At 60.7% G+C, this 17,325-nt stretch carries 30 protein-coding genes; all 30 read left to right on the top strand.

Features of this window, described 5'->3' with window-relative positions:
* Position 1: 1 nt before the first annotated feature.
* The 30 genes from tuf to ACSMXM_RS08625 all read left to right on the top strand — a co-directional run bounded on the left by tuf (position 2) and on the right by ACSMXM_RS08625 (position 17,280).
* Positions 2–1,192 (top strand): elongation factor Tu, encoded by a 1,191-nt coding sequence (gene tuf / locus ACSMXM_RS08770; RefSeq protein ID WP_460315573.1) that lies wholly within the window; start codon positions 2–4, stop codon positions 1,190–1,192.
* Between the two features lie 83 nt (positions 1,193–1,275).
* Complete coding sequence (gene rpsJ / locus ACSMXM_RS08765) at positions 1,276–1,590, top strand: 30S ribosomal protein S10 (protein ID WP_460315572.1); 315 nt, start codon at positions 1,276–1,278, stop codon at positions 1,588–1,590.
* A 103-nt stretch (positions 1,591–1,693) separates the two neighbouring features.
* Positions 1,694–2,455 (top strand): 50S ribosomal protein L3, encoded by a 762-nt coding sequence (gene rplC, locus ACSMXM_RS08760; RefSeq protein ID WP_460316385.1) that lies wholly within the window; start codon positions 1,694–1,696, stop codon positions 2,453–2,455.
* Positions 2,456–3,076 carry a 50S ribosomal protein L4 gene (rplD, locus tag ACSMXM_RS08755; protein ID WP_460315571.1) on the top strand — a complete coding sequence of 207 codons (621 nt, stop codon included), beginning with the start codon at positions 2,456–2,458 and terminating at the stop codon, positions 3,074–3,076.
* On the top strand, positions 3,069–3,386 hold the full coding sequence (locus tag ACSMXM_RS08750; RefSeq protein WP_460315570.1) for a 50S ribosomal protein L23: 318 nt from the start codon (positions 3,069–3,071) through the stop codon (positions 3,384–3,386). Before rplD ends, ACSMXM_RS08750 begins: the two co-directional genes overlap by 8 nt.
* Before the next feature lies 1 nt (position 3,387).
* Positions 3,388–4,230: a 50S ribosomal protein L2 gene (gene rplB / locus ACSMXM_RS08745; protein ID WP_460315569.1), complete on the top strand. Its 843-nt coding sequence runs from the start codon at positions 3,388–3,390 to the stop codon at positions 4,228–4,230.
* A gap of 2 nt (positions 4,231–4,232) precedes the next feature.
* Positions 4,233–4,508 carry a 30S ribosomal protein S19 gene (gene rpsS / locus ACSMXM_RS08740; RefSeq protein ID WP_460315568.1) on the top strand — a complete coding sequence of 92 codons (276 nt, stop codon included), beginning with the start codon at positions 4,233–4,235 and terminating at the stop codon, positions 4,506–4,508.
* Positions 4,508–4,894 carry a 50S ribosomal protein L22 gene (gene rplV, locus ACSMXM_RS08735; protein ID WP_460315567.1) on the top strand — a complete coding sequence of 129 codons (387 nt, stop codon included), beginning with the start codon at positions 4,508–4,510 and terminating at the stop codon, positions 4,892–4,894. The genes rpsS and rplV overlap by 1 nt, the downstream gene beginning before the upstream one ends.
* Entirely contained in the window at positions 4,894–5,589 is a 696-nt protein-coding gene (gene rpsC, locus ACSMXM_RS08730) for a 30S ribosomal protein S3 (RefSeq protein WP_460315566.1), read from the top strand. The genes rplV and rpsC overlap by 1 nt, the downstream gene beginning before the upstream one ends.
* A 67-nt stretch (positions 5,590–5,656) precedes the next feature.
* A complete protein-coding gene (gene rplP / locus ACSMXM_RS08725) occupies positions 5,657–6,076 on the top strand; it encodes a 50S ribosomal protein L16 (RefSeq protein ID WP_460315565.1) in 420 nt (139 codons plus the stop codon).
* Between the two features lie 2 nt (positions 6,077–6,078).
* Complete coding sequence (gene rpmC / locus ACSMXM_RS08720) at positions 6,079–6,285, top strand: 50S ribosomal protein L29 (RefSeq protein ID WP_460315564.1); 207 nt, start codon at positions 6,079–6,081, stop codon at positions 6,283–6,285.
* Positions 6,286–6,289: 4 nt separating this feature from the next.
* Positions 6,290–6,577, top strand: a complete 288-nt coding sequence (gene rpsQ / locus ACSMXM_RS08715; RefSeq protein ID WP_460315563.1) for a 30S ribosomal protein S17 — start codon at positions 6,290–6,292, stop codon at positions 6,575–6,577.
* Positions 6,578–6,946 carry a 50S ribosomal protein L14 gene (rplN, locus tag ACSMXM_RS08710; protein WP_460315562.1) on the top strand — a complete coding sequence of 123 codons (369 nt, stop codon included), beginning with the start codon at positions 6,578–6,580 and terminating at the stop codon, positions 6,944–6,946.
* Complete coding sequence (gene rplX, locus ACSMXM_RS08705) at positions 6,946–7,266, top strand: 50S ribosomal protein L24 (protein ID WP_460315561.1); 321 nt, start codon at positions 6,946–6,948, stop codon at positions 7,264–7,266. Before rplN ends, rplX begins: the two co-directional genes overlap by 1 nt.
* Complete coding sequence (rplE, locus tag ACSMXM_RS08700; RefSeq protein WP_460315560.1) at positions 7,259–7,849, top strand: 50S ribosomal protein L5; 591 nt, start codon at positions 7,259–7,261, stop codon at positions 7,847–7,849. Before rplX ends, rplE begins: the two co-directional genes overlap by 8 nt.
* 102 nt (positions 7,850–7,951) lie before the next feature.
* Positions 7,952–8,257 carry a 30S ribosomal protein S14 gene (gene rpsN / locus ACSMXM_RS08695; protein ID WP_460315559.1) on the top strand — a complete coding sequence of 102 codons (306 nt, stop codon included), beginning with the start codon at positions 7,952–7,954 and terminating at the stop codon, positions 8,255–8,257.
* Positions 8,258–8,273: 16 nt separating this feature from the next.
* Positions 8,274–8,672: a 30S ribosomal protein S8 gene (rpsH, locus tag ACSMXM_RS08690; protein WP_460315558.1), complete on the top strand. Its 399-nt coding sequence runs from the start codon at positions 8,274–8,276 to the stop codon at positions 8,670–8,672.
* An 11-nt stretch (positions 8,673–8,683) separates the two neighbouring features.
* Complete coding sequence (rplF, locus tag ACSMXM_RS08685; RefSeq protein WP_460315557.1) at positions 8,684–9,211, top strand: 50S ribosomal protein L6; 528 nt, start codon at positions 8,684–8,686, stop codon at positions 9,209–9,211.
* A gap of 1 nt (position 9,212) precedes the next feature.
* On the top strand, positions 9,213–9,569 hold the full coding sequence (gene rplR / locus ACSMXM_RS08680) for a 50S ribosomal protein L18 (protein WP_460315556.1): 357 nt from the start codon (positions 9,213–9,215) through the stop codon (positions 9,567–9,569).
* Between the two features lie 2 nt (positions 9,570–9,571).
* Positions 9,572–10,369 (top strand): 30S ribosomal protein S5, encoded by a 798-nt coding sequence (gene rpsE, locus ACSMXM_RS08675; RefSeq protein ID WP_460315555.1) that lies wholly within the window; start codon positions 9,572–9,574, stop codon positions 10,367–10,369.
* Positions 10,370–10,375: 6 nt separating this feature from the next.
* Entirely contained in the window at positions 10,376–10,567 is a 192-nt protein-coding gene (gene rpmD / locus ACSMXM_RS08670; protein WP_460315554.1) for a 50S ribosomal protein L30, read from the top strand.
* A gap of 99 nt (positions 10,568–10,666) precedes the next feature.
* Positions 10,667–11,164: a 50S ribosomal protein L15 gene (gene rplO / locus ACSMXM_RS08665; protein ID WP_460315553.1), complete on the top strand. Its 498-nt coding sequence runs from the start codon at positions 10,667–10,669 to the stop codon at positions 11,162–11,164.
* A 205-nt stretch (positions 11,165–11,369) separates the two neighbouring features.
* The gene (secY, locus tag ACSMXM_RS08660; protein WP_460315552.1) at positions 11,370–12,761 is read left to right on the top strand and encodes a preprotein translocase subunit SecY; all 1,392 of its coding nucleotides are present in this window, start codon (positions 11,370–11,372) and stop codon (positions 12,759–12,761) included.
* A gap of 29 nt (positions 12,762–12,790) precedes the next feature.
* Positions 12,791–13,438, top strand: coding sequence for an adenylate kinase (locus ACSMXM_RS08655; RefSeq protein ID WP_460315551.1), 648 nt, complete (start codon positions 12,791–12,793; stop codon positions 13,436–13,438).
* A 248-nt stretch (positions 13,439–13,686) separates the two neighbouring features.
* Positions 13,687–14,055, top strand: a complete 369-nt coding sequence (gene rpsM / locus ACSMXM_RS08650) for a 30S ribosomal protein S13 (protein ID WP_460315550.1) — start codon at positions 13,687–13,689, stop codon at positions 14,053–14,055.
* A gap of 12 nt (positions 14,056–14,067) precedes the next feature.
* A complete protein-coding gene (gene rpsK / locus ACSMXM_RS08645) occupies positions 14,068–14,457 on the top strand; it encodes a 30S ribosomal protein S11 (protein WP_460315549.1) in 390 nt (129 codons plus the stop codon).
* Between the two features lie 91 nt (positions 14,458–14,548).
* A complete protein-coding gene (locus ACSMXM_RS08640; RefSeq protein WP_460315548.1) occupies positions 14,549–15,595 on the top strand; it encodes a DNA-directed RNA polymerase subunit alpha in 1,047 nt (348 codons plus the stop codon).
* Between the two features lie 84 nt (positions 15,596–15,679).
* Entirely contained in the window at positions 15,680–16,099 is a 420-nt protein-coding gene (gene rplQ / locus ACSMXM_RS08635; protein WP_460315547.1) for a 50S ribosomal protein L17, read from the top strand.
* A 184-nt stretch (positions 16,100–16,283) separates the two neighbouring features.
* The gene (gene ubiG, locus ACSMXM_RS08630; RefSeq protein WP_460315546.1) at positions 16,284–17,012 is read left to right on the top strand and encodes a bifunctional 2-polyprenyl-6-hydroxyphenol methylase/3-demethylubiquinol 3-O-methyltransferase UbiG; all 729 of its coding nucleotides are present in this window, start codon (positions 16,284–16,286) and stop codon (positions 17,010–17,012) included.
* A 49-nt stretch (positions 17,013–17,061) separates the two neighbouring features.
* Positions 17,062–17,280 (top strand): DUF2093 domain-containing protein, encoded by a 219-nt coding sequence (locus ACSMXM_RS08625; protein WP_460315545.1) that lies wholly within the window; start codon positions 17,062–17,064, stop codon positions 17,278–17,280.
* Positions 17,281–17,325: the final 45 nt, after the last annotated feature.

Below are 17,325 nucleotides of genomic sequence, written 5' to 3'. Positions count from 1 at the left end.
TATGGGTAAGGCAAAATTCGAGCGCAACAAGCCGCACTGCAACATCGGCACCATTGGTCACGTTGACCATGGCAAGACGACGCTGACGGCCGCGATTACGAAGGTTCTGGCCGAGGCCGGTCACGGCGAAGCCGTCGACTTCGCGAACATCGACAAGGCGCCTGAAGAGCGCGAGCGCGGCATCACAATTTCGACGGCACACGTCGAATATGAGACCGACAACCGCCACTATGCGCACGTCGACTGCCCGGGCCACGCCGACTATGTGAAGAACATGATCACCGGTGCCGCGCAGATGGATGGCGCGATCCTGGTGGTGAACGCAGCCGACGGTCCCATGCCGCAGACGAAGGAGCACATCCTGCTCGCACGTCAGGTTGGCGTGCCTGCGATGGTCGTGTTCATGAACAAGGTTGATCAGGTCGACGACGAAGAGCTGCTTGAGTTGGTCGAGCTGGAAATCCGCGAACTGCTGTCGAGCTATGAATTCCCCGGCGACGATATTCCCATCGTTGCGGGTTCGGCGCTTGCTGCCCTCGAGGGCCGCGACGACAATATCGGCAAGGAGAAGATCCTGGAGCTGATGAAGGCAGTCGACGACTACATTCCGCAGCCAGAGCGTCCGCTGGACCAGCCGTTCCTGATGCCGATCGAGGACGTGTTCTCCATCTCCGGTCGCGGTACGGTTGTGACCGGTCGTATCGAAACGGGTATTGTCACGGTTGGCGAGGAAATCGAAATCGTCGGCATCAAGGACACCGTCAAGACGACCGTCACGGGCGTCGAGATGTTCCGCAAGCTGCTGGATCGTGGCGAGGCTGGCGACAATGTTGGCGCCCTGCTGCGCGGCACGAAGCGTGAGGACGTCGAGCGCGGTCAGGTTCTGGCCAAGCCCGGTTCGATCACGCCGCACACCGAGTTTTCCGCAGAGGTCTATGTCCTCTCAAAGGACGAGGGTGGCCGTCACACGCCGTTCTTCGCGAACTATCGTCCCCAGTTCTATTTCCGTACGACCGACGTAACTGGCGAAGTTGTGTTGCCAGAGGGCACGGAAATGGTTATGCCGGGTGACAATGTGAGCCTGGGTGTCAAGCTGATCGCACCGATCGCAATGGACAAAGGCCTTCGTTTCGCAATCCGTGAGGGCGGCCGTACGGTCGGCGCCGGCGTTGTGGGCGATATCACGAAGTAAAAATGGCAATATGCCAAAGGGCCGGTCCGGCGCAGTGTCGGACCGGTTCTCTTTTGTTTTGAGGGTTTGAGGTCGAACGTCCGATGGAAACGCAGAATATCAGAATCCGCCTGAAGGCCTTTGACCATCGCGTGCTGGATCAGGCAACCGGTGAGATCGCCGACACGGCAAAGCGTACGGGCGCGATGATTCGCGGCCCCATTCCGATGCCGACCCGCATCGAAAAATTTACGGTCAATCGCGGCCCGCACATCGACAAGAAGAGCCGGGAGCAGTTCGAGGTTCGTACGCACAAGCGTCTTCTGGACATAGTGCAGCCAACGCCGCAGACGGTCGACGCGCTGATGAAGCTGGATCTCAGCGCCGGTGTGGATGTGGAAATCAAGCTGGGGGCGTAAGCCGCCAGGTAAGGTGGTTCACCGGCATGTGCTGGTGCGACCAAAAATTTTAACCAAGCCCTCCGGCATCGAATCGGCGGGCCTCTGAGAGAAAGGAATGATCATGCGCACTGGCGTGATCGCGAAAAAGATGGGCATGACGCGCCTGTTCCAGGAGGACGGCCGGCATGTACCGGTGACGGTTCTGAGCCTGGAAGGTTGTCAGGTCGTCGGACATCGCAAGGAAGATGGCGACGGTTACACGGCGTTGCAGCTGGGTGCCGGCACGGCAAAGGCGAAGAACGTCAAGAAGCCGCAGCGTGGCTTTTATGGCAAGGCCGAAGTCGAGCCAAAGGCGCGCCTCGCGGAATTCCGCGTTTCGGGCGATGCACTGCTTGATGTCGGGTCGGTCATCTCCGCAGATCATTTCGCCGCAGGGCAGAAAGTCGACATCCAGGGCCGTACCCAGGGTAAGGGTTTCGCCGGCGCGATGAAGCGCTGGGGCTTTGGTGGTCTGCGCGCCTCGCACGGCGTTTCGCTGTCGCACCGTTCGCATGGTTCGACCGGCCAGCGTCAGGATCCAGGCAAGGTTTTCAAGGGCAAGAAGATGGCCGGCCATATGGGCGACCGTCTGCGTACCCAGCAGAATCTGGAGATTGTTGAGACGGACGCCGAGCGTGGCCTGCTGTTCGTTCGTGGCTCCGTGCCGGGATCGAAGGGTGGATGGCTGCTGGTATCCGACGCAATCAAGGTGAAGCAGCCTGCCGACCTGCCCTATCCCGGCAGCGTTCGCGGTGCGAACAATAACGAGAATTCCGAAACCCAGGCGGCTGATACGCCCGCCGAGACGGCCGATGACGCCGCAAGCGAAAATGCGGAGGCGTAAGTGAAGGTCAAGGTCACAAACCTGGACGGCAAGGCCTCGGGCGACATCGAGTTGAAGGATGAAATCTTCGGCCTCGAAGCGCGCCCCGATATCCTGCACCGCGTCGTCACATGGCAGCTCGCCAATCGTCGCGCTGTCGCCCGTGCCGCGCGCGAACGTTCCGACGTTGCCCGCACCGGCAAGAAATTCGGTCGTCAGAAGGGCGGCGGTACCGCCCGTCACGGCAACCGTCGCGCGCCGATTTTCGTCGGCGGCGGCAAGGCACATGGTCCCCGTGTTCGCAGCTTCGAGCAGTCGCTGAACAAGAAGGTTCGTGCACTCGGCTTGAAGACGGCGCTGTCGGTGAAGGCTGCAGAGGGCAAGCTGATCGTCGTCAACGATTTCGACATCAAGGATGCAAAGACATCCGCGATGAAGGTTTCGCTGGAGAAGCTGGGCCTGACGAAGGCGCTGTTCATCGATGGCGACAAGCCCGACATGTTCACGAAGGCTGTTCGCAACCTGCCGCACATGAATGTGCTGCCGGCGGCGGGTGCCAATGTCTACGACATCCTGAACCATGACACGCTGGTCCTTTCAAAGGCCGCGGTCGAGAAGCTGGAGGCGCGGTTCAATGGCTAAAAAAGCTGAAAAGACCGTGGCGGAGCTTTCCCACTATGATGTGGTGCGCGCCCCGATCATCACCGAAAAGTCGACGATGATGTCGGAGCATAACCAGGTTGCCTTCCAGGTGGCGAAGTCCGCTTCGAAGCCTGAGATCAAGGCGGCCGTGGAATCGCTGTTCGACGTCAAGGTGACGGCGGTCAATACCATGATCGCCAAGGGCAAGGTGAAGCGCTGGAAGGGTCGTCCCTATCAGCGCGCCGATGTGAAAAAAGCGATTGTGACGCTGGCTGACGGCGACATGATCGACATTACGAGCGGAGTGTAAGATGGCGCTCAAACAATATCGTCCGACCAGCCCGGCCCGTCGCGGCCTTGTGCTTGTCGACCGTTCGCAGCTTCATAAGGGCGGCCCCGTCAAGGCGCTGACCGAAGGACTGCACAGGACGGGCGGCCGCAACAATAAAGGCCATGTCACGTCGCGCGGCATCGGTGGCGGTCACAAGCGTAAATATCGCATCATGGACTTCAAGCGTCGTAAATGGGACGTCGAAGGCACGATCGAGCGGTTGGAATATGACCCTAACCGGTCCGCTTTCATCGCGCTGGTTAGCTATCCCGATGGCGAGCAGACCTATATTCTGGCGCCGCAGCGCGTTGGTCCTGGCGACAAGATCGTCGCCGGCAAGAAGGTCGACGTGAAGCCGGGTAATGCGATGGAGACGTCGCAGATGCCGGTTGGCACGATCATCCATAATGTCGAGTTGAAGCCCGGTAAGGGTGGTCAACTGGCACGATCCGCCGGCACCTATGCCCAGGTGGTCGGCAAGGATCGCGGCCTGACGATCATCCGTCTGGGATCAGGCGAAACGCGCTACATTCCCGGCAATTGCATGGCGACGGTTGGCGCGGTTTCGAACCCCGACAATTCCAACCAGACGCTGGCAAAGGCTGGTCGCAACCGCTGGCGCGGCATTCGCCCGCTGACGCGTGGTGTCGCAAAGAACCCGGTCGATCACCCCCATGGTGGTGGTGAAGGCCGGACCTCGGGCGGTCGTCATCCTGTGACGCCGTGGGGCAAGCCGACAAAGGGTGCGAAGACGCGCGATCCGAAGAAGGCGTCGAACAAGATGATCATCCGCTCGCGCCATGCGCGGAAGAAGAAGAGGTAGGTATGGCACGTTCGCTAAAAAAAGGTCCGTTCGTCGACCTCCACCTTCTGAAGAAGGCAGATGACGCGCAGGAAGCTTCGAAGAAGACGCCGATCAAGACCTGGTCGCGTCGTTCGACGATCCTGCCGCAGTTCGTCGGCCTGACCTTCAACGTCTATAATGGCAAGAAATTCATCCCGGTCGCTGTGAACGAGGAAATGGTGGGCATGAAGCTGGGCGAATTCGCTCCGACGCGCACCTATTTCGGTCACATGGCCGATAAGAAGGCGAAGCGGTAATGGGACAGCAGAAGAATCCCCGCCGGGTTGGCGAGCGCGAAGCGCTGGCCGTAGCAAACACGCTGCGCGGAAGCCCCTATAAGCTGAACCTGGTCGCCGGACTTATCCGTGGCAAGAAGGCTGAAGAGGCGCTGAACATCTTGAAGTTTTCCAACAAGGGATTTGCCGAACCTGTGCAGAAGGCACTGGCATCGGCAATCGCCAATGCGGAAAACAATCATAATCTGGACGTCGACGCTCTGATCGTGGCGGAAGCTTCGGTCGGGAAATCGCTGACCATGAAGCGTTTCAAGGCACGTGCGCGTGGCCGTTCCGCGGCGATCGTCAAGCCGTTCAGCCGGATCCGCATCGTTGTGCGCGAACGTGATGAAGAGGAGCAGAACTAATGGGTCATAAATCGAACCCCATCGGCCTGCGCCTGCAGGTCAACCGCACCTGGGACAGCCGCTGGTTCGCCGACGGTGAAACCTATGCGCGACAGCTGGTCGAGGATCTGAAGATCCGCGAATATATCATGAAGACCCTGCCGCAGGCGGCAATTTCGAAGGTCGTGATCGAGCGTCCTGCGAAGCTGTGCCGTGTTAGCGTCTATGCTGCCCGCCCCGGTGTCATCATCGGCAAGAAGGGCGCGGACATCGACAAGCTGCGTAAGGCGATCGGATCGATGACGTCCTCCGACGTGTCGCTGAACATCGTCGAGATCCGCAAGCCGGAAGTCGATTCCAAGCTTGTCGCACAGGGTGTCGCCGATCAGCTGGAGCGTCGTATCGCATTCCGTCGTGCCATGAAGCGCGCGGTTCAGTCGGCGCTGCGTCTGGGTGCCGAAGGCATCAAGATCACATGCGGTGGCCGTCTCGGCGGCGCCGAAATCGCCCGCGTCGAATGGTATCGTGAGGGGCGCGTGCCGCTCCATACGCTTCGCGCGAACATCGACTATGCAGAAGCCGAGGCAAAGACCGCCTATGGCATTTGCGGCGTCAAGGTCTGGATCTTCAAGGGTGAAATCTTGGAGCATGACCCGCTTGGCCAGGAAAAGGCCATGATGGACGCACAAACATCGGGGGTCCGTCCGGCGCGGTAGTTCCTAACCGAACATACCGCGGCTGACGCCTGATCGAGGACCTCTTTTCCTGTCAGAAGGCTAGACAATGCTGCAACCGAAACGCACCAAATACCGGAAGGCGCACAAGGGCCGCATCCATGGCAATGCCAAGGGTGGTACCGAGCTGAACTTCGGCGCCTTCGGCCTGAAGGCCATGGAGCCGGAACGTATCACCGCGCGCCAGATCGAGGCCGCACGCCGCTCCATCACCCGCGCGATGAAGCGCCAGGGCCGCTTGTGGATCCGCATCTTTCCAGACGTACCCGTCTCCTCGAAACCGGCGGAAGTCCGCATGGGTAAGGGCAAGGGGTCACCGGAATATTGGGCTGCGCGCGTAAAGCCGGGCCGTATCATGTTCGAGCTGGACGGCGTATCGGCGGAAATCGCGCGCACCGCGTTCGAACGCGCCGCGGCCAAGCTGCCCATCCGCACGAAGTTCGTTCACCGTCTGGGCGAGGAGGTCTGATCATGGCGAAGATTGCCGACCTGAAAACCAAATCGGATGACGAGCTGAACACCGAGCTGGCACAGCTGAAAAAGGAGCAGTTCAACCTGCGCTTTCAGTCCGCCACCGGGCAGTTGGAAAAGCCGAGCCGCGTGAAGGAGGTGCGCCGCACCATCGCGCAGATCAACACTTTGAAGACCGAGCGCGCCCGCAGCTCGGCAGAGGGATAAGGCCATGCCGAAGCGCATTATGACCGGCGAGGTCGTGTCCGATAAGGGCGACAAGACGGTAACGGTCCTGATCGAGCGCCGCGTGAAGCACCCGCTTTACGGCAAGATTATTCGCCGTTCGAAGAAATATCACGCGCACGACGCGGAGAACGCCTACGCAATGGGCGACAAGGTTCGCATTCAGGAATGCAAGCCCATCTCCAAGACGAAGACGTGGGAAGTGATCGGCAAGGCTGGCAAGTCCGGCGTTTCGGACGACGCGTCGGGCGCGGCTGCGGAAGGGGCGAATTAGATGATCCAGATGCAGTCAAACCTTGAGGTAGCGGACAATTCCGGTGCCAAGCGCGTCCAGTGCATTAAGGTGCTGGGCGGGTCGAAGCGCCGCTTTGCCGGCGTCGGCGACACGATCGTCGTTTCCGTCAAGGAAGCACAGCCGCGTGGCCGCGTTAAGAAGGGCGACGTGCACCGTGCCGTGGTCGTTCGCACCGCCAAGGATATTCGCCGCGACGACGGAACGGTGATCCGTTTCGACACCAATGCCGCGGTGTTGATCAACAACAACAAGGAACCGCTGGGAACGCGTATCTTTGGTCCGGTGACGCGCGAGCTGCGCGGCAAGGGCCTGATGAAGATCGTCAGCCTGGCACCGGAGGTGCTCTGATGGCATCGGCTAAGATCAAGAAGGGCGACCGTGTCGTCGTCCTTTCGGGCAAGGACAAGGGCAAGCACGGCGACGTGACCCAGGTGCTCCCGCGCGACGGCAAGGTCGTCGTTTCGGGCGTGAATGTCATGACGCGTCACCGGAAGCCCAGCCAGGGTAACCCACAGGGCGGGCTCGACCGGTTCGAGGCGCCGATGGCGGTTTCGAATGTCGCGCTGGAAGATCCGAAGACGGGCAAGCCGACGCGTGTCGGCTTCGAAGTTCGCGACGGCAAGAAGGTCCGCATCGCAAAGAAGAGCGGCGAGGTAATCAATGGCTGAGGAACAGAAATATACGCCGCGTATGCAGGCGATCTATCAGGAGAAGGTGCGTTCGGCGCTGAAGGAGCAGTTCGGTTACAAGAACGAGCTTCAGGTACCGCGCATCGAGAAGATCGTCCTGAACATGGGCGTCGGCAAGGCCGTCGACGACAAGAAGCATCTGAACAACGCCTTCGCCGAAATGACGAAGATCGCTGGTCAGAAGCCCGTCATCACCAAGGCCAAGAAGTCGATCGCGACGTTCAAGCTGCGTGAAGGCAACCCGATCGGTGTGAAGGTCACGTTGCGCGGCGCGCGCATGTGGGAATTTCTCGACCGTCTGGTGAACATCGCACTGCCGCGCGTGCGCGACTTTCGTGGTACCAATCCGGACAGCTTTGACGGCCGCGGCAATTATGCCCTGGGCATCAAGGAGCAGATCGTCTTTACGGAGATCAACTACGACGAGGTCGATCAGACCCGTGGCATGGATGTGATCATCACGACGACGGCCAATACCGACGATGAGGGCCGCGCCCTCCTGAAAGGCCTTTCGATGCCTTTCACCGGTATGGAAGAAGACGAGGAAAAGAAGGCGGCCTGAGGCCGTCCGACATATATTGTCATTCATGGGCAAAGGCCCGGATGATCAATTAACGAAGCTTTGGCCTGGCCGAAGCGCAGATTGAGGAAAGAACTTAAGTCCATGGCGAAACTGAGTTCCGTGAACAAGAATGAGCATCGCAGGAAGCTCGTTAAGAAATATGCTGGGAAGTATGCAAAGCTGAAGGCGATTGCAGAGGACGAGAGCGTCGACGATGACGAACGTCTGATGGCTCGCCTTAAGATGGCGGAGATTCCCCGCAATGCGAACCCGACGCGCGTGCGCAATCGCTGCGAGCTGACGGGCCGCAGCCGCGGTTATTATCGCAAGTTCGGCCTGTCGCGGATCATGATCCGCGAACTGGGCAATAAGGGCCTGATCCCAGGCCTGACGAAATCCAGCTGGTAAGAAGGGGAGCGCTGAGATGACAATGACCGATCCGCTCGCGGACCTCTTGACCCGCATTCGTAATGGCCAGCAGGCGAAGAAGGATTCCATCGTGACTCCTTCGTCCAAGCTGCGCCGTAACGTGCTGAACGTGCTGGAACGCGAAGGCTATATTCGCGGCCATTCCGATGAGGAGCTGGAGGGCAACAAGACCTTCACCCGCATCGAGCTGAAATATTTCGAAGGTGCGCCTGCGATCCAGTATCTGCAGCGCGTGTCGAAGCCGGGCCGCCGGGTATATTCCGGTGCCAACGATCTGCCTAAGGTACGCTCGGGCCTGGGCATCACCATCGTTTCGACGCCAAAGGGCGTTCTGTCCGACGCGGAAGCGCGTGAACAGAATGTCGGCGGCGAATTGCTCTGCCAGGTCTTCTAGGAGGTAAATCGATGTCACGAATCGGAAAACAGCCGGTCGCGCTGCCCGACGGTGTCTCGGCGAACCTCGCCGGTGAGACACTGTCGATCAAGGGACCGAAGGGCGAGCTGTCCATGGCCACCCGCGACGAGATCGAATATACGATCGAGGACGGTACGGTTTCGGTCACGCCGAAGCGCAAGGGCGGGCGCCCCTTCTGGGGAATGCAGCGCACGTTGGTGCAGAACCTCGTAACCGGTGTCAGCGAAGGCTTTACGAAGGTGCTGGAAATCTCCGGCGTCGGCTATCGCGCGCAGTCGCAGGGCAAGACGCTGAAGCTGCAGCTTGGGTATAGCCACGACGTCGATTATGCGATTCCGGAAGGGATCGAGATCAAGACGCCGGATCAGACCACAGTCGAAATCTCTGGTATCGACAAGCAGCAGGTCGGTCAGGTCGCAGCGGAAATTCGCCGCTGGCGCAAGCCGGAGCCCTATAAGGGCAAGGGCATCAAATATCGCGGCGAATATGTATTCCGCAAGGAAGGCAAGAAGAAGTAATATGGCACAGAAACTGTCCCCATTCGCTCGCCGCCGCCGCCGCGTCCGCACCGCGCTTCGCGCCAAGGGCGGCCTGAAGCCGCGCCTCAGTATCCACCGCACCTCGAAGCATATCTATGCTCAGGTGATCGACGATGTGGAGGGCATTACGGTTGCCTCTGCCTCTTCGCTCGAGAAGGATGTGAAGGCAAATGGCGGTGCAACCGTCGCTGCCGCTGCCGATGTCGGCAAGCGCGTTGCCGAACGCGCGAAGGAAGCCGGTGTCGGTCGTGTCATTTTCGACCGCGGCGGTTTCATCTTTCATGGCCGCGTAAAGGCGCTGGCCGATGCCGCCCGTGAAGGCGGATTGGAGTTCTGATTATGGCAGACGAAAAAACCATTCCTTCGGCTGCGACCGATCCTACCCCGAATTCGGAAACGCCAGCTGCGTCGAACCCGCAGGGCGCGCCCTCCAACCATGACGCACGTCGTGGCCCTGGGGGTCCTGGCGGCCCCAGTGGCGGTCGTGGTCGCGGTGGCCCTGGCGGCGGCGGCGGTCGCGGCGGACGTGACAATCGCGGCGGTCGCGGCGGACGCGACAATCGCAGCGGTCGCGGCGGCGACGATACCGGCGAGGAATTGATCGAGAAGCTGGTTCACATCAACCGCGTGTCGAAGACGGTGAAGGGCGGCAAGCGCTTCGGCTTCGCAGCGCTCGTCGTTGTTGGCGATGGCAAGGGTCGTGCCGGCTTTGGCCATGGCAAGGCGCGCGAAGTGCCGGAGGCGATCAACAAGGCGACAGCCGCGGCCAAGAAGGCCATGGTCCGCGTTCCGCTGCGCGACGGTCGCACGCTGCACCATGACGGCTATGGCCGCTTTGGCGCCGGCAAGGTTCACGTGCGCAGCGCGCCGCAGGGTACCGGCATCATCGCCGGTGGCCCGATGCGCGCCGTGTTCGAAAGCCTGGGCGTTGCGGACGTGGTGACGAAGTCCGTCGGTACGTCGAACCCCTACAACATGATCCGCGCAACATTCGAAGCGCTAGGCGACCAGTCCAGCCCCAAGACGGTTGCGCAGCGTCGTGGCAAGAAAATCGCCGATCTGATCGGCCGCCGGGATGACGTGCAGGCTGCGCCGCAGGCGGAAGATGCCGAGCCCGCCGAAGCGACTGCGGAGTAAACTGACATGGCAGACAAGAAAAAGACGATGAAGGTGAAGCAGGTCGGTTCGCCGATCCGCCGCCCGAAGAAGCAGCGTGCGACGCTAAGCGGTCTGGGCCTCGGCAAGATGCACCGGGTTGTGGAGCTGGAGGATACACCCTCCACACGCGGAATGGTCAACTCGATCCCGCACCTGGTGCAGGTCGTAGAAGAATAGCGTTACGCAGGCCTGCTCTTTCGAAGCAGGCAGGGGCCCTTGCCCCACTCCTCCGACGGAGGAAAACAAGCGCGAACAAAGCGAAAGCGAGTGCAAATTATGAAGATTTCAGACCTTAAAGACAATGCGGGCGCCCGCAAATCACGCATGCGAGTCGGTCGCGGCGAAGGCAGCGGCAAGGGCAAGACCAGCGGACGCGGCCAGAAGGGCCAGAAGAGCCGCTCGGGCGTCAGCATCAACGGCTTCGAGGGCGGCCAGATGCCGCTCCACATGCGGATCCCGAAGCGTGGCTTCAACAATCCCAACGCCAAGGACTATGCCGAACTGAACCTCGGCATGCTGCAGAAGGCGTTTGACGCCAAGAAGCTTCAGGCCGGAACGCTGGGTGAGGCCGAACTGCGCGAAGCTGGCCTGGTCCGCGGCGGCAAAAACGGCGTCAGCCTGCTGGCGAAGGGCGAACTGAAGGAGAAGGTCGAACTGACCGTCGCGCGCGCATCCAAGGGTGCTGTGGCCGCAGTGGAAAAGGCGGGTGGTTCCGTCACGCAGACCGTCGGCCCGAAGGTCCGCAAGGAGCCGAAGGAAAAGGTGAAGGCCTGATCCGCTCCGGCCGTTCCTTCGGGGCAGGTCCGCCCCTGCGCTTGGGCGATGATGACCAAATCTTCCCTTAGCGGCCAGCTTGTAGATGTGGGCGCTGGCGGATAGAGGCACCACTTCCCCGCCCTTTTGAAAGGGAGGGGAGTGGCACTCCTACCTTTCCCTCCCTATGTTCCGAACCAGTCAGTGAAGCGGGAACCTCAGACATATGGCATCAGCAGCCGAACAGCTTGCCGCAGGCCTTAGCTGGTCGTCCTTTTCGAAGGCCTCCGACCTAAAGAAGCGCATCCTCTTTACTCTGGGTGCGCTGATCGTCTTTCGTCTGTGTTCGTTCGTGCCGTTGCCGGGCATAGACCCGCAGCAGCTGGAAATGCTGTTCGACCGCACCCGCGGCGGTGTTCTCGACTTCGTCAACATGTTCTCGGGCGGCGCGCTGGAGCGCATGTCGATCGTCGCGCTGAACATCATGCCGTACATCACCGCATCGATCATCGTTCAGTTGATGACGTCGCTGTCGCCGACGATGGCCGCCCTTAAGAAAGAGGGCGAAAGCGGTCGCAAGAAGATCAACCAGTATACGCGTATGGGAACGGTCGTGCTGACCCTTTTCCAGGGCTATGGCATTGCCGTCGGCCTGGAGGGGTGGGGCGGCGACGCCAGCGCAGTGATCGATCCGGGCTGGTTCTTCCGCATCACCACGATGATTACGCTGCTGGGCGGCACCATGTTTCTGATGTGGCTGGGGGAGCAGATCACCGCGCGCGGCATCGGTAACGGCATCTCCCTGATCATCATGGCCGGCATCGTTGCAACGCTACCCGGTGCCTTTGTCGGGATCTTTGAACAGAATCGCGCAGGCGCCATTGGCGACTTCGCCGTTATTCTCATCATCGTCGGCGCGCTGGGCGTCATCGCCGGCATCTGCTTCATGGAGCGGGCGCAGCGACGTGTTCTTGTGCAATATCCGAAGCGGCAGACGGCGCGTGGGCGTCCGGCACAGGCGGAAACATCGCATCTGCCGCTGAAGCTGAATACCGCGGGCGTCATCCCGCCGATCTTCGCGTCTTCGCTGCTGTTGATGCCGCTAACCGTTGCACAGTTCGCCGGGCAGGGCGCTGTCGCGCAAGGGGCGCCCGGTGAGGCCGCGGGGGGTGGCGGCTGGTTCAGCGACTTCATGCTGCAGGTTACGGCGGCACTACAGCACGGTACGCCGCTTTATATGACGATGTATGGCGTCGGCATCGCGTTCTTCTGCTTTTTCTACACGGCGATCGTTTTCAATCCCGAGGAGACGGCAGATAATTTGAAGCGCCAAGGTGGGTTCATTCCCGGCATACGCCCGGGCAAGCGTACCGCCGACTATCTCGACCATGTGCTGAGCCGCATAACGACCGTCGGCGCGGCTTATCTGGTGGTCATCTGTTTGCTGCCGGAATGGGTGATGGGTGCCTATGGGCTTGCCTTGCTATTTGGCGGAACCAGTCTGCTGATCGTCGTCAACGTGACGATGGACACGGTTGCGCAAATCCAGTCGCACCTCCTTGCGCATCAATATGAAGGCCTTATCAAGAAGGCCAAGTTGCGCGGAAAACGCCGCTAGATTTTCAGTTCAAGGGGGGCCTTCGGCCAGTGAATATTATACTTCTTGGTCCGCCGGGAGCAGGTAAGGGCACGCAGGCAAGCATGCTGGAGCGCGAGCGCGGCATGGTGCAGTTGTCCACCGGGGACATGCTGCGTGCTGCTGTAAAGGCGGGAACACCCGTCGGAAAGCAGGCGAAGGCGGTCATGGACGCGGGCGAGCTTGTGTCGGATGAGATCGTCGCCGGTATTGTTTCCGAACGACTCGATGCCGATGATGTGAAGGCCGGTTTCATCCTGGACGGCTTCCCGCGGACGCAGGTGCAGGCGGAAATGCTGGATGCGATGCTGACGGAAAAGGGGATGACCCTGAATCATGTCATCGAACTGGCGATCAACGAAGAGGCGCTCGTAGACCGCGTTGAGGGGCGCTTTACCTGTTCCCAATGCGGCGAGGGCTATCATGACCGCTATAAGTTGCCCAAGGTTGAGAACGTCTGCGACGTGTGCGGCGCGAACGCCTTCAAGCGGCGGCCAGACGACAATGCGGAGACGGTGCGCACGCGCCTGGCGGAATATCGCGCGAAGACGGCGCCGATCCTGCCGTTCTACGAAGAGCGGGGGATGGTGACGCGTGTCGACGGCATGGCCCCAATGGACGCGGTGAAGGCTAGCATCGCAAGTATTTTAGGCAAATGAGGGCGTGAGGCGCAGGGCTGCGGCGGCCAAGCCGTTTTCGGCCAAAAGGGTTGACGAAGCCTGAAGCGAGTCTTGACACTCCCCGAGTCGGCACCTATCTGACGCGCTTCGGCGCAATACCGATATTCTGCATGAACGGCACCGGCCGGGCCCTCGCCCTCGCCGGTGCGGTGCATTGATACAATGCTGTGAGATGGACGATGGCCCGCCCGGCCATCCATGTCCGTGGAGCTGAGGAGAAGTTATTCGTGGCACGCATCGCGGGCGTTAATATCCCGACCAACAAGCGGGTCGAGATCGCCCTTACATATATTCATGGGATCGGACGCACGTCTGCTCTCGATATCGTCAACAAGCTGAATATTCCGCGCGATCGCCGGGTCCAGGACCTGACCGAGCAGGAAGTCATCAGTATCCGCGAAACGATCGACACCGACTATCAGGTCGAAGGTGATCTTCGTCGCGAGGTGTCGATGAACGTCAAGCGTCTGATGGACCTTGCCAGCTATCGCGGCCTGCGCCACCGCCGGGGCCTTCCCGTTCGCGGTCAGCGTACGCACACCAACGCCCGCACCCGCAAGGGCAAGGCGAAGCCGATCGCCGGCAAGAAAAAGTAGGAACGCGAGACAATGGCAAAAGAACCAGCCCGCGTTCGGCGCAGGGAACGCAAGAACATTACGTCTGGCGTCGCGCATGTGAACGCCAGCTTCAACAACACCATGGTGACGATCACCGACGCACAGGGCAACGCGATCAGTTGGTCCTCCGCCGGCATGATGGGCTTCAAGGGTAGCCGCAAGTCGACGCCCTATGCTGCCCAGGTTGCTGCCGAGGACGCCGGTCGCAAGGCGCAGGAGCACGGCATGCGGACCCTCGAGGTAGAGGTTCGCGGTCCGGGATCCGGACGCGAGTCCGCGCTTCGCGCATTGTCGGCCATCGGCTTCACGATTACCGCGATCCGCGACGTGACGCCGATCCCGCACAATGGCGTTCGCGCGCCGAAACGCCGCCGCGTCTGAGCTTTGAGCCGGGACGGGCGCTCGCCTGTCCCCGCTTACTGCCGGACGTTGATTGTCCGGTATTCTAGATACTCCCGAAGGGAACCCATTGATGGCCGTCAACGCGAAGAACTGGCAGGAACTCACGAAACCAACCGCTCTCGAAACGAAGGGATCGGTCACGAACAATCGGGCGACCTTCGTCGCGGAACCGTTGGAGCGGGGTTTCGGCCTGACGCTTGGCAACGCGCTGCGGCGGGTGCTTCTATCTTCGCTTCAGGGTGCCGCGATCACGTCGATCAAGCTTGACGGCGCCTTGCACGAATTTTCTTCGCTGCCCGGCGTACGGGAGGATGTGACCGACATCGTCCTCAACGTGAAGCAGGTTGCGTTGAAGATGGAGGGCACGGAGCAGAAGCGCCTGCAGCTGACCGCCACCGGCCCGGGCGAAGTGAAGGCGGGCCAGATCGCGGTTTCCTCCGATATGGAAATCATGAACCCCGACCTCATTATCTGTCATCTGGACGATGGCGCGACGCTGAACCTGGAACTCACCGCGAATAGCGGCAAGGGTTATGCGACGGCTGCTGCAAATCGCGCGGCGGATGCCCCGATCGGCCTGATCCCCGTCGACTCGCTCTATTCGCCGATCCGTACCGTAAGCTACAAGGTTGAGAACGCCCGCGTCGGCCAGGAACTCGACTATGACCGGCTGCTGCTGACGATCGAGACCGACGGCACGGTAAAGCCGGAAGACGCCGTGGCCTATGCTGCGCGTATTCTGCAGGATCAGCTGGCGCTGTTCATCAATTTCGAGGAGCCGAGCGCGATCCAGGCTGCCCCGTCAACGGCGCAGGCTGCCGAGGACGACAATGACGAACAGGTCAATCGCTTCCTCCTGAAGAAGGTCGACGAGCTGGAGCTGTCGGTGCGTTCCGCCAACTGTCTGAAGAACGACAATATTATCTATATCGGCGATCTGGTTCAGAAGACCGAGGCAGAAATGCTGCGTACACCGAATTTCGGCCGCAAGTCTTTGAACGAGATCAAGGAGGTTCTCTCCTCCATGGGTCTGCGGCTCGGCATGGAACTGCCGGGCTGGCCGCCGGAGAATATCGAGGAAATGGCCAAGAAGATGGAACAGGATCTTCTGGGCTAAAACGGGTTTTCGGGCGGCCCCCGTTAAGCGCCGCCTGTACCGGGGTACCTGATACGGCCCCTCTACGAACGAAGGAAAAGACCAATGCGCCATCGTCACGGCCTCAGCAAGCTTCAGCGTACCTCAAGCCATCGCCAGGCGCTTCTGCGCAACATGGCGGCTGCACTGATCAAGCACGAGCAGATCAAGACCACGGTTCCCAAGGCAAAGGCCCTGCGGCCCTATGTCGAGAAGCTGATTACGCTTTCGAAGAAGGGTGGCCTTTCCAACCGCCGCCTCGCCATGGCCCGCCTGATGGACGAAACGCAGTTGAAGAAGCTGTTTGACGTGCTCGCAAGCCGCTATGCCGACCGTTCCGGTGGATATACGCGCGTCCTGAAACTCGGCATGCGTCAGTCCGACTCCGCGCCTATGGCGATTATCGAACTGGTTGATCGCGACACGGAAGCGAAGGGGCAGGATTCCGGCCCGGTGATGACCGAGGATGAGTACGAGGACGCCTGAGGTCAGGCTTTCGACATTTCGATTCCTGCAATGGGCGGGGCTGCATTTCGCGGTTCCGCCCATTGCGCGTCTGGGGAAGCAATGCAGCGACCGGGCGACCGGGCGACCGGTCAAAGGGAGGGGGCGGAATACAGCGACGCTCTGACCCCTTGCCATCACCGCGCTGGATCGCGATAGCCGCATCATGAGCAGCGTCGACCCCGCACAGGCAAATCTCTTCTCCGAAATGGCGGCCGAATGGTGGAATCGATCAGGTTCCTCGTCGATCCTGCACAAGGTAAACCCCGTGCGGCTTGCCTTCATCCGGCAGGCGGTGGCGACCCATTTCGATCTGGATACTGACGGCACGACTTGGCTGCAGGATCTGTCATGCCTGGACGTCGGTTGCGGCGGCGGCATTTTGACGGAATGTCTCGCCCGACTTGGCGGGACGGTGACCGGCATTGATGCGGCCGAACAAAGCATAGAGGTCGCGCGTGTTCATGCCGGGGGACAGGGGCTTTCCATTGATTACCGCCTCGCCGCTGCCGAAGTGCTGGTGCAGGAGGGCGCGAAATTCGACCTGATTACCTGCATGGAAGTGGTGGAGCATGTCGCCGACGTGCCCGCCTTCCTCTCCAGCCTGCGGTCCCTGTTAAAGCCAGGAGGGCTGCTCGTCTTCTCGACGCCCAACCGCACCGCAATGAGCTTTGGAGTGATGATCGTCGGCGCTGAATGGCTGCTGCGCCTGCTGCCGCGTGGGACGCATGAGTGGGACCGTTTCCTGACGCCCGACGAACTGTCGGCGGCATTGGAGCAGGCCGATTTCCACGCCGGAGAAATCGAGGGGATTTCACTCGATCCGGCGCGCGGGTTCGTCCTGTCGGACGATGTCCGCGTGAACTATATTGGCTCGGCACGGGAACGGGGCTGAAGGGCGCCTCCCGATCTGATAGGTTATTCGCCATGAGAAAGATTTCACCATGCTGACACTCGGTAAGCACCGCCCGGCCCGCCTCGATTACCAGCCGGGGACCTTTCGTGTCGTCGCGCAAGGGACGCATGTGATTTGCGCCGTGTCAGGTGCCGAGATCGCACTTGCGGATCTGCGCTATTGGAGCCACGAACTGCAAGAGGCTTATGCAACCGCCGAGATCGCGGTGGCGCGCTATGCAGAAGCGCGCGAGCAGGGGCTGCTGTGAGGGTAGTTACATTGGTCGCGCTGCTTGCGGCCTGTACGTCGCCAA

It is taken from the genome of Pacificimonas sp. ICDLI1SI03, from assembly GCF_054740865.1.
This window is presented reverse-complemented; position numbering and strand designations above follow the sequence as displayed.

What these genes read in the sequence shown, in the direction of transcription:
- rpsQ (WP_460315563.1), top strand. Translation starts at nt 6,290, where the DNA reads ATGCCGAAGCGCATTATGACCGGCGAGGTCGTGTCCGATAAGGGCGAC.
- rplC (WP_460316385.1), top strand. Translation starts at nt 1,694, where the DNA reads ATGCGCACTGGCGTGATCGCGAAAAAGATGGGCATGACGCGCCTGTTC.
- rplN (WP_460315562.1), top strand. Translation starts at nt 6,578, where the DNA reads ATGATCCAGATGCAGTCAAACCTTGAGGTAGCGGACAATTCCGGTGCC.
- rplB (WP_460315569.1), top strand. Translation starts at nt 3,388, where the DNA reads ATGGCGCTCAAACAATATCGTCCGACCAGCCCGGCCCGTCGCGGCCTT.
- ACSMXM_RS08750 (WP_460315570.1), top strand. Translation starts at nt 3,069, where the DNA reads ATGGCTAAAAAAGCTGAAAAGACCGTGGCGGAGCTTTCCCACTATGAT.
- rpsE (WP_460315555.1), top strand. Translation starts at nt 9,572, where the DNA reads ATGGCAGACGAAAAAACCATTCCTTCGGCTGCGACCGATCCTACCCCG.
- rplP (WP_460315565.1), top strand. Translation starts at nt 5,657, where the DNA reads ATGCTGCAACCGAAACGCACCAAATACCGGAAGGCGCACAAGGGCCGC.
- rpsS (WP_460315568.1), top strand. Translation starts at nt 4,233, where the DNA reads ATGGCACGTTCGCTAAAAAAAGGTCCGTTCGTCGACCTCCACCTTCTG.
- ACSMXM_RS08640 (WP_460315548.1), top strand. Translation starts at nt 14,549, where the DNA reads ATGGCCGTCAACGCGAAGAACTGGCAGGAACTCACGAAACCAACCGCT.
- rpmC (WP_460315564.1), top strand. Translation starts at nt 6,079, where the DNA reads ATGGCGAAGATTGCCGACCTGAAAACCAAATCGGATGACGAGCTGAAC.
- rplF (WP_460315557.1), top strand. Translation starts at nt 8,684, where the DNA reads ATGTCACGAATCGGAAAACAGCCGGTCGCGCTGCCCGACGGTGTCTCG.
- rpsN (WP_460315559.1), top strand. Translation starts at nt 7,952, where the DNA reads ATGGCGAAACTGAGTTCCGTGAACAAGAATGAGCATCGCAGGAAGCTC.
- ACSMXM_RS08625 (WP_460315545.1), top strand. Translation starts at nt 17,062, where the DNA reads ATGCTGACACTCGGTAAGCACCGCCCGGCCCGCCTCGATTACCAGCCG.
- rplO (WP_460315553.1), top strand. Translation starts at nt 10,667, where the DNA reads ATGAAGATTTCAGACCTTAAAGACAATGCGGGCGCCCGCAAATCACGC.
- ubiG (WP_460315546.1), top strand. Translation starts at nt 16,284, where the DNA reads ATGAGCAGCGTCGACCCCGCACAGGCAAATCTCTTCTCCGAAATGGCG.
- rplE (WP_460315560.1), top strand. Translation starts at nt 7,259, where the DNA reads ATGGCTGAGGAACAGAAATATACGCCGCGTATGCAGGCGATCTATCAG.
- rpsJ (WP_460315572.1), top strand. Translation starts at nt 1,276, where the DNA reads ATGGAAACGCAGAATATCAGAATCCGCCTGAAGGCCTTTGACCATCGC.
- rpsH (WP_460315558.1), top strand. Translation starts at nt 8,274, where the DNA reads ATGACAATGACCGATCCGCTCGCGGACCTCTTGACCCGCATTCGTAAT.
- rplR (WP_460315556.1), top strand. Translation starts at nt 9,213, where the DNA reads ATGGCACAGAAACTGTCCCCATTCGCTCGCCGCCGCCGCCGCGTCCGC.
- rpmD (WP_460315554.1), top strand. Translation starts at nt 10,376, where the DNA reads ATGGCAGACAAGAAAAAGACGATGAAGGTGAAGCAGGTCGGTTCGCCG.
- rplV (WP_460315567.1), top strand. Translation starts at nt 4,508, where the DNA reads ATGGGACAGCAGAAGAATCCCCGCCGGGTTGGCGAGCGCGAAGCGCTG.
- tuf (WP_460315573.1), top strand. Translation starts at nt 2, where the DNA reads ATGGGTAAGGCAAAATTCGAGCGCAACAAGCCGCACTGCAACATCGGC.
- rpsC (WP_460315566.1), top strand. Translation starts at nt 4,894, where the DNA reads ATGGGTCATAAATCGAACCCCATCGGCCTGCGCCTGCAGGTCAACCGC.
- rpsK (WP_460315549.1), top strand. Translation starts at nt 14,068, where the DNA reads ATGGCAAAAGAACCAGCCCGCGTTCGGCGCAGGGAACGCAAGAACATT.
- rplQ (WP_460315547.1), top strand. Translation starts at nt 15,680, where the DNA reads ATGCGCCATCGTCACGGCCTCAGCAAGCTTCAGCGTACCTCAAGCCAT.
- rplX (WP_460315561.1), top strand. Translation starts at nt 6,946, where the DNA reads ATGGCATCGGCTAAGATCAAGAAGGGCGACCGTGTCGTCGTCCTTTCG.
- secY (WP_460315552.1), top strand. Translation starts at nt 11,370, where the DNA reads ATGGCATCAGCAGCCGAACAGCTTGCCGCAGGCCTTAGCTGGTCGTCC.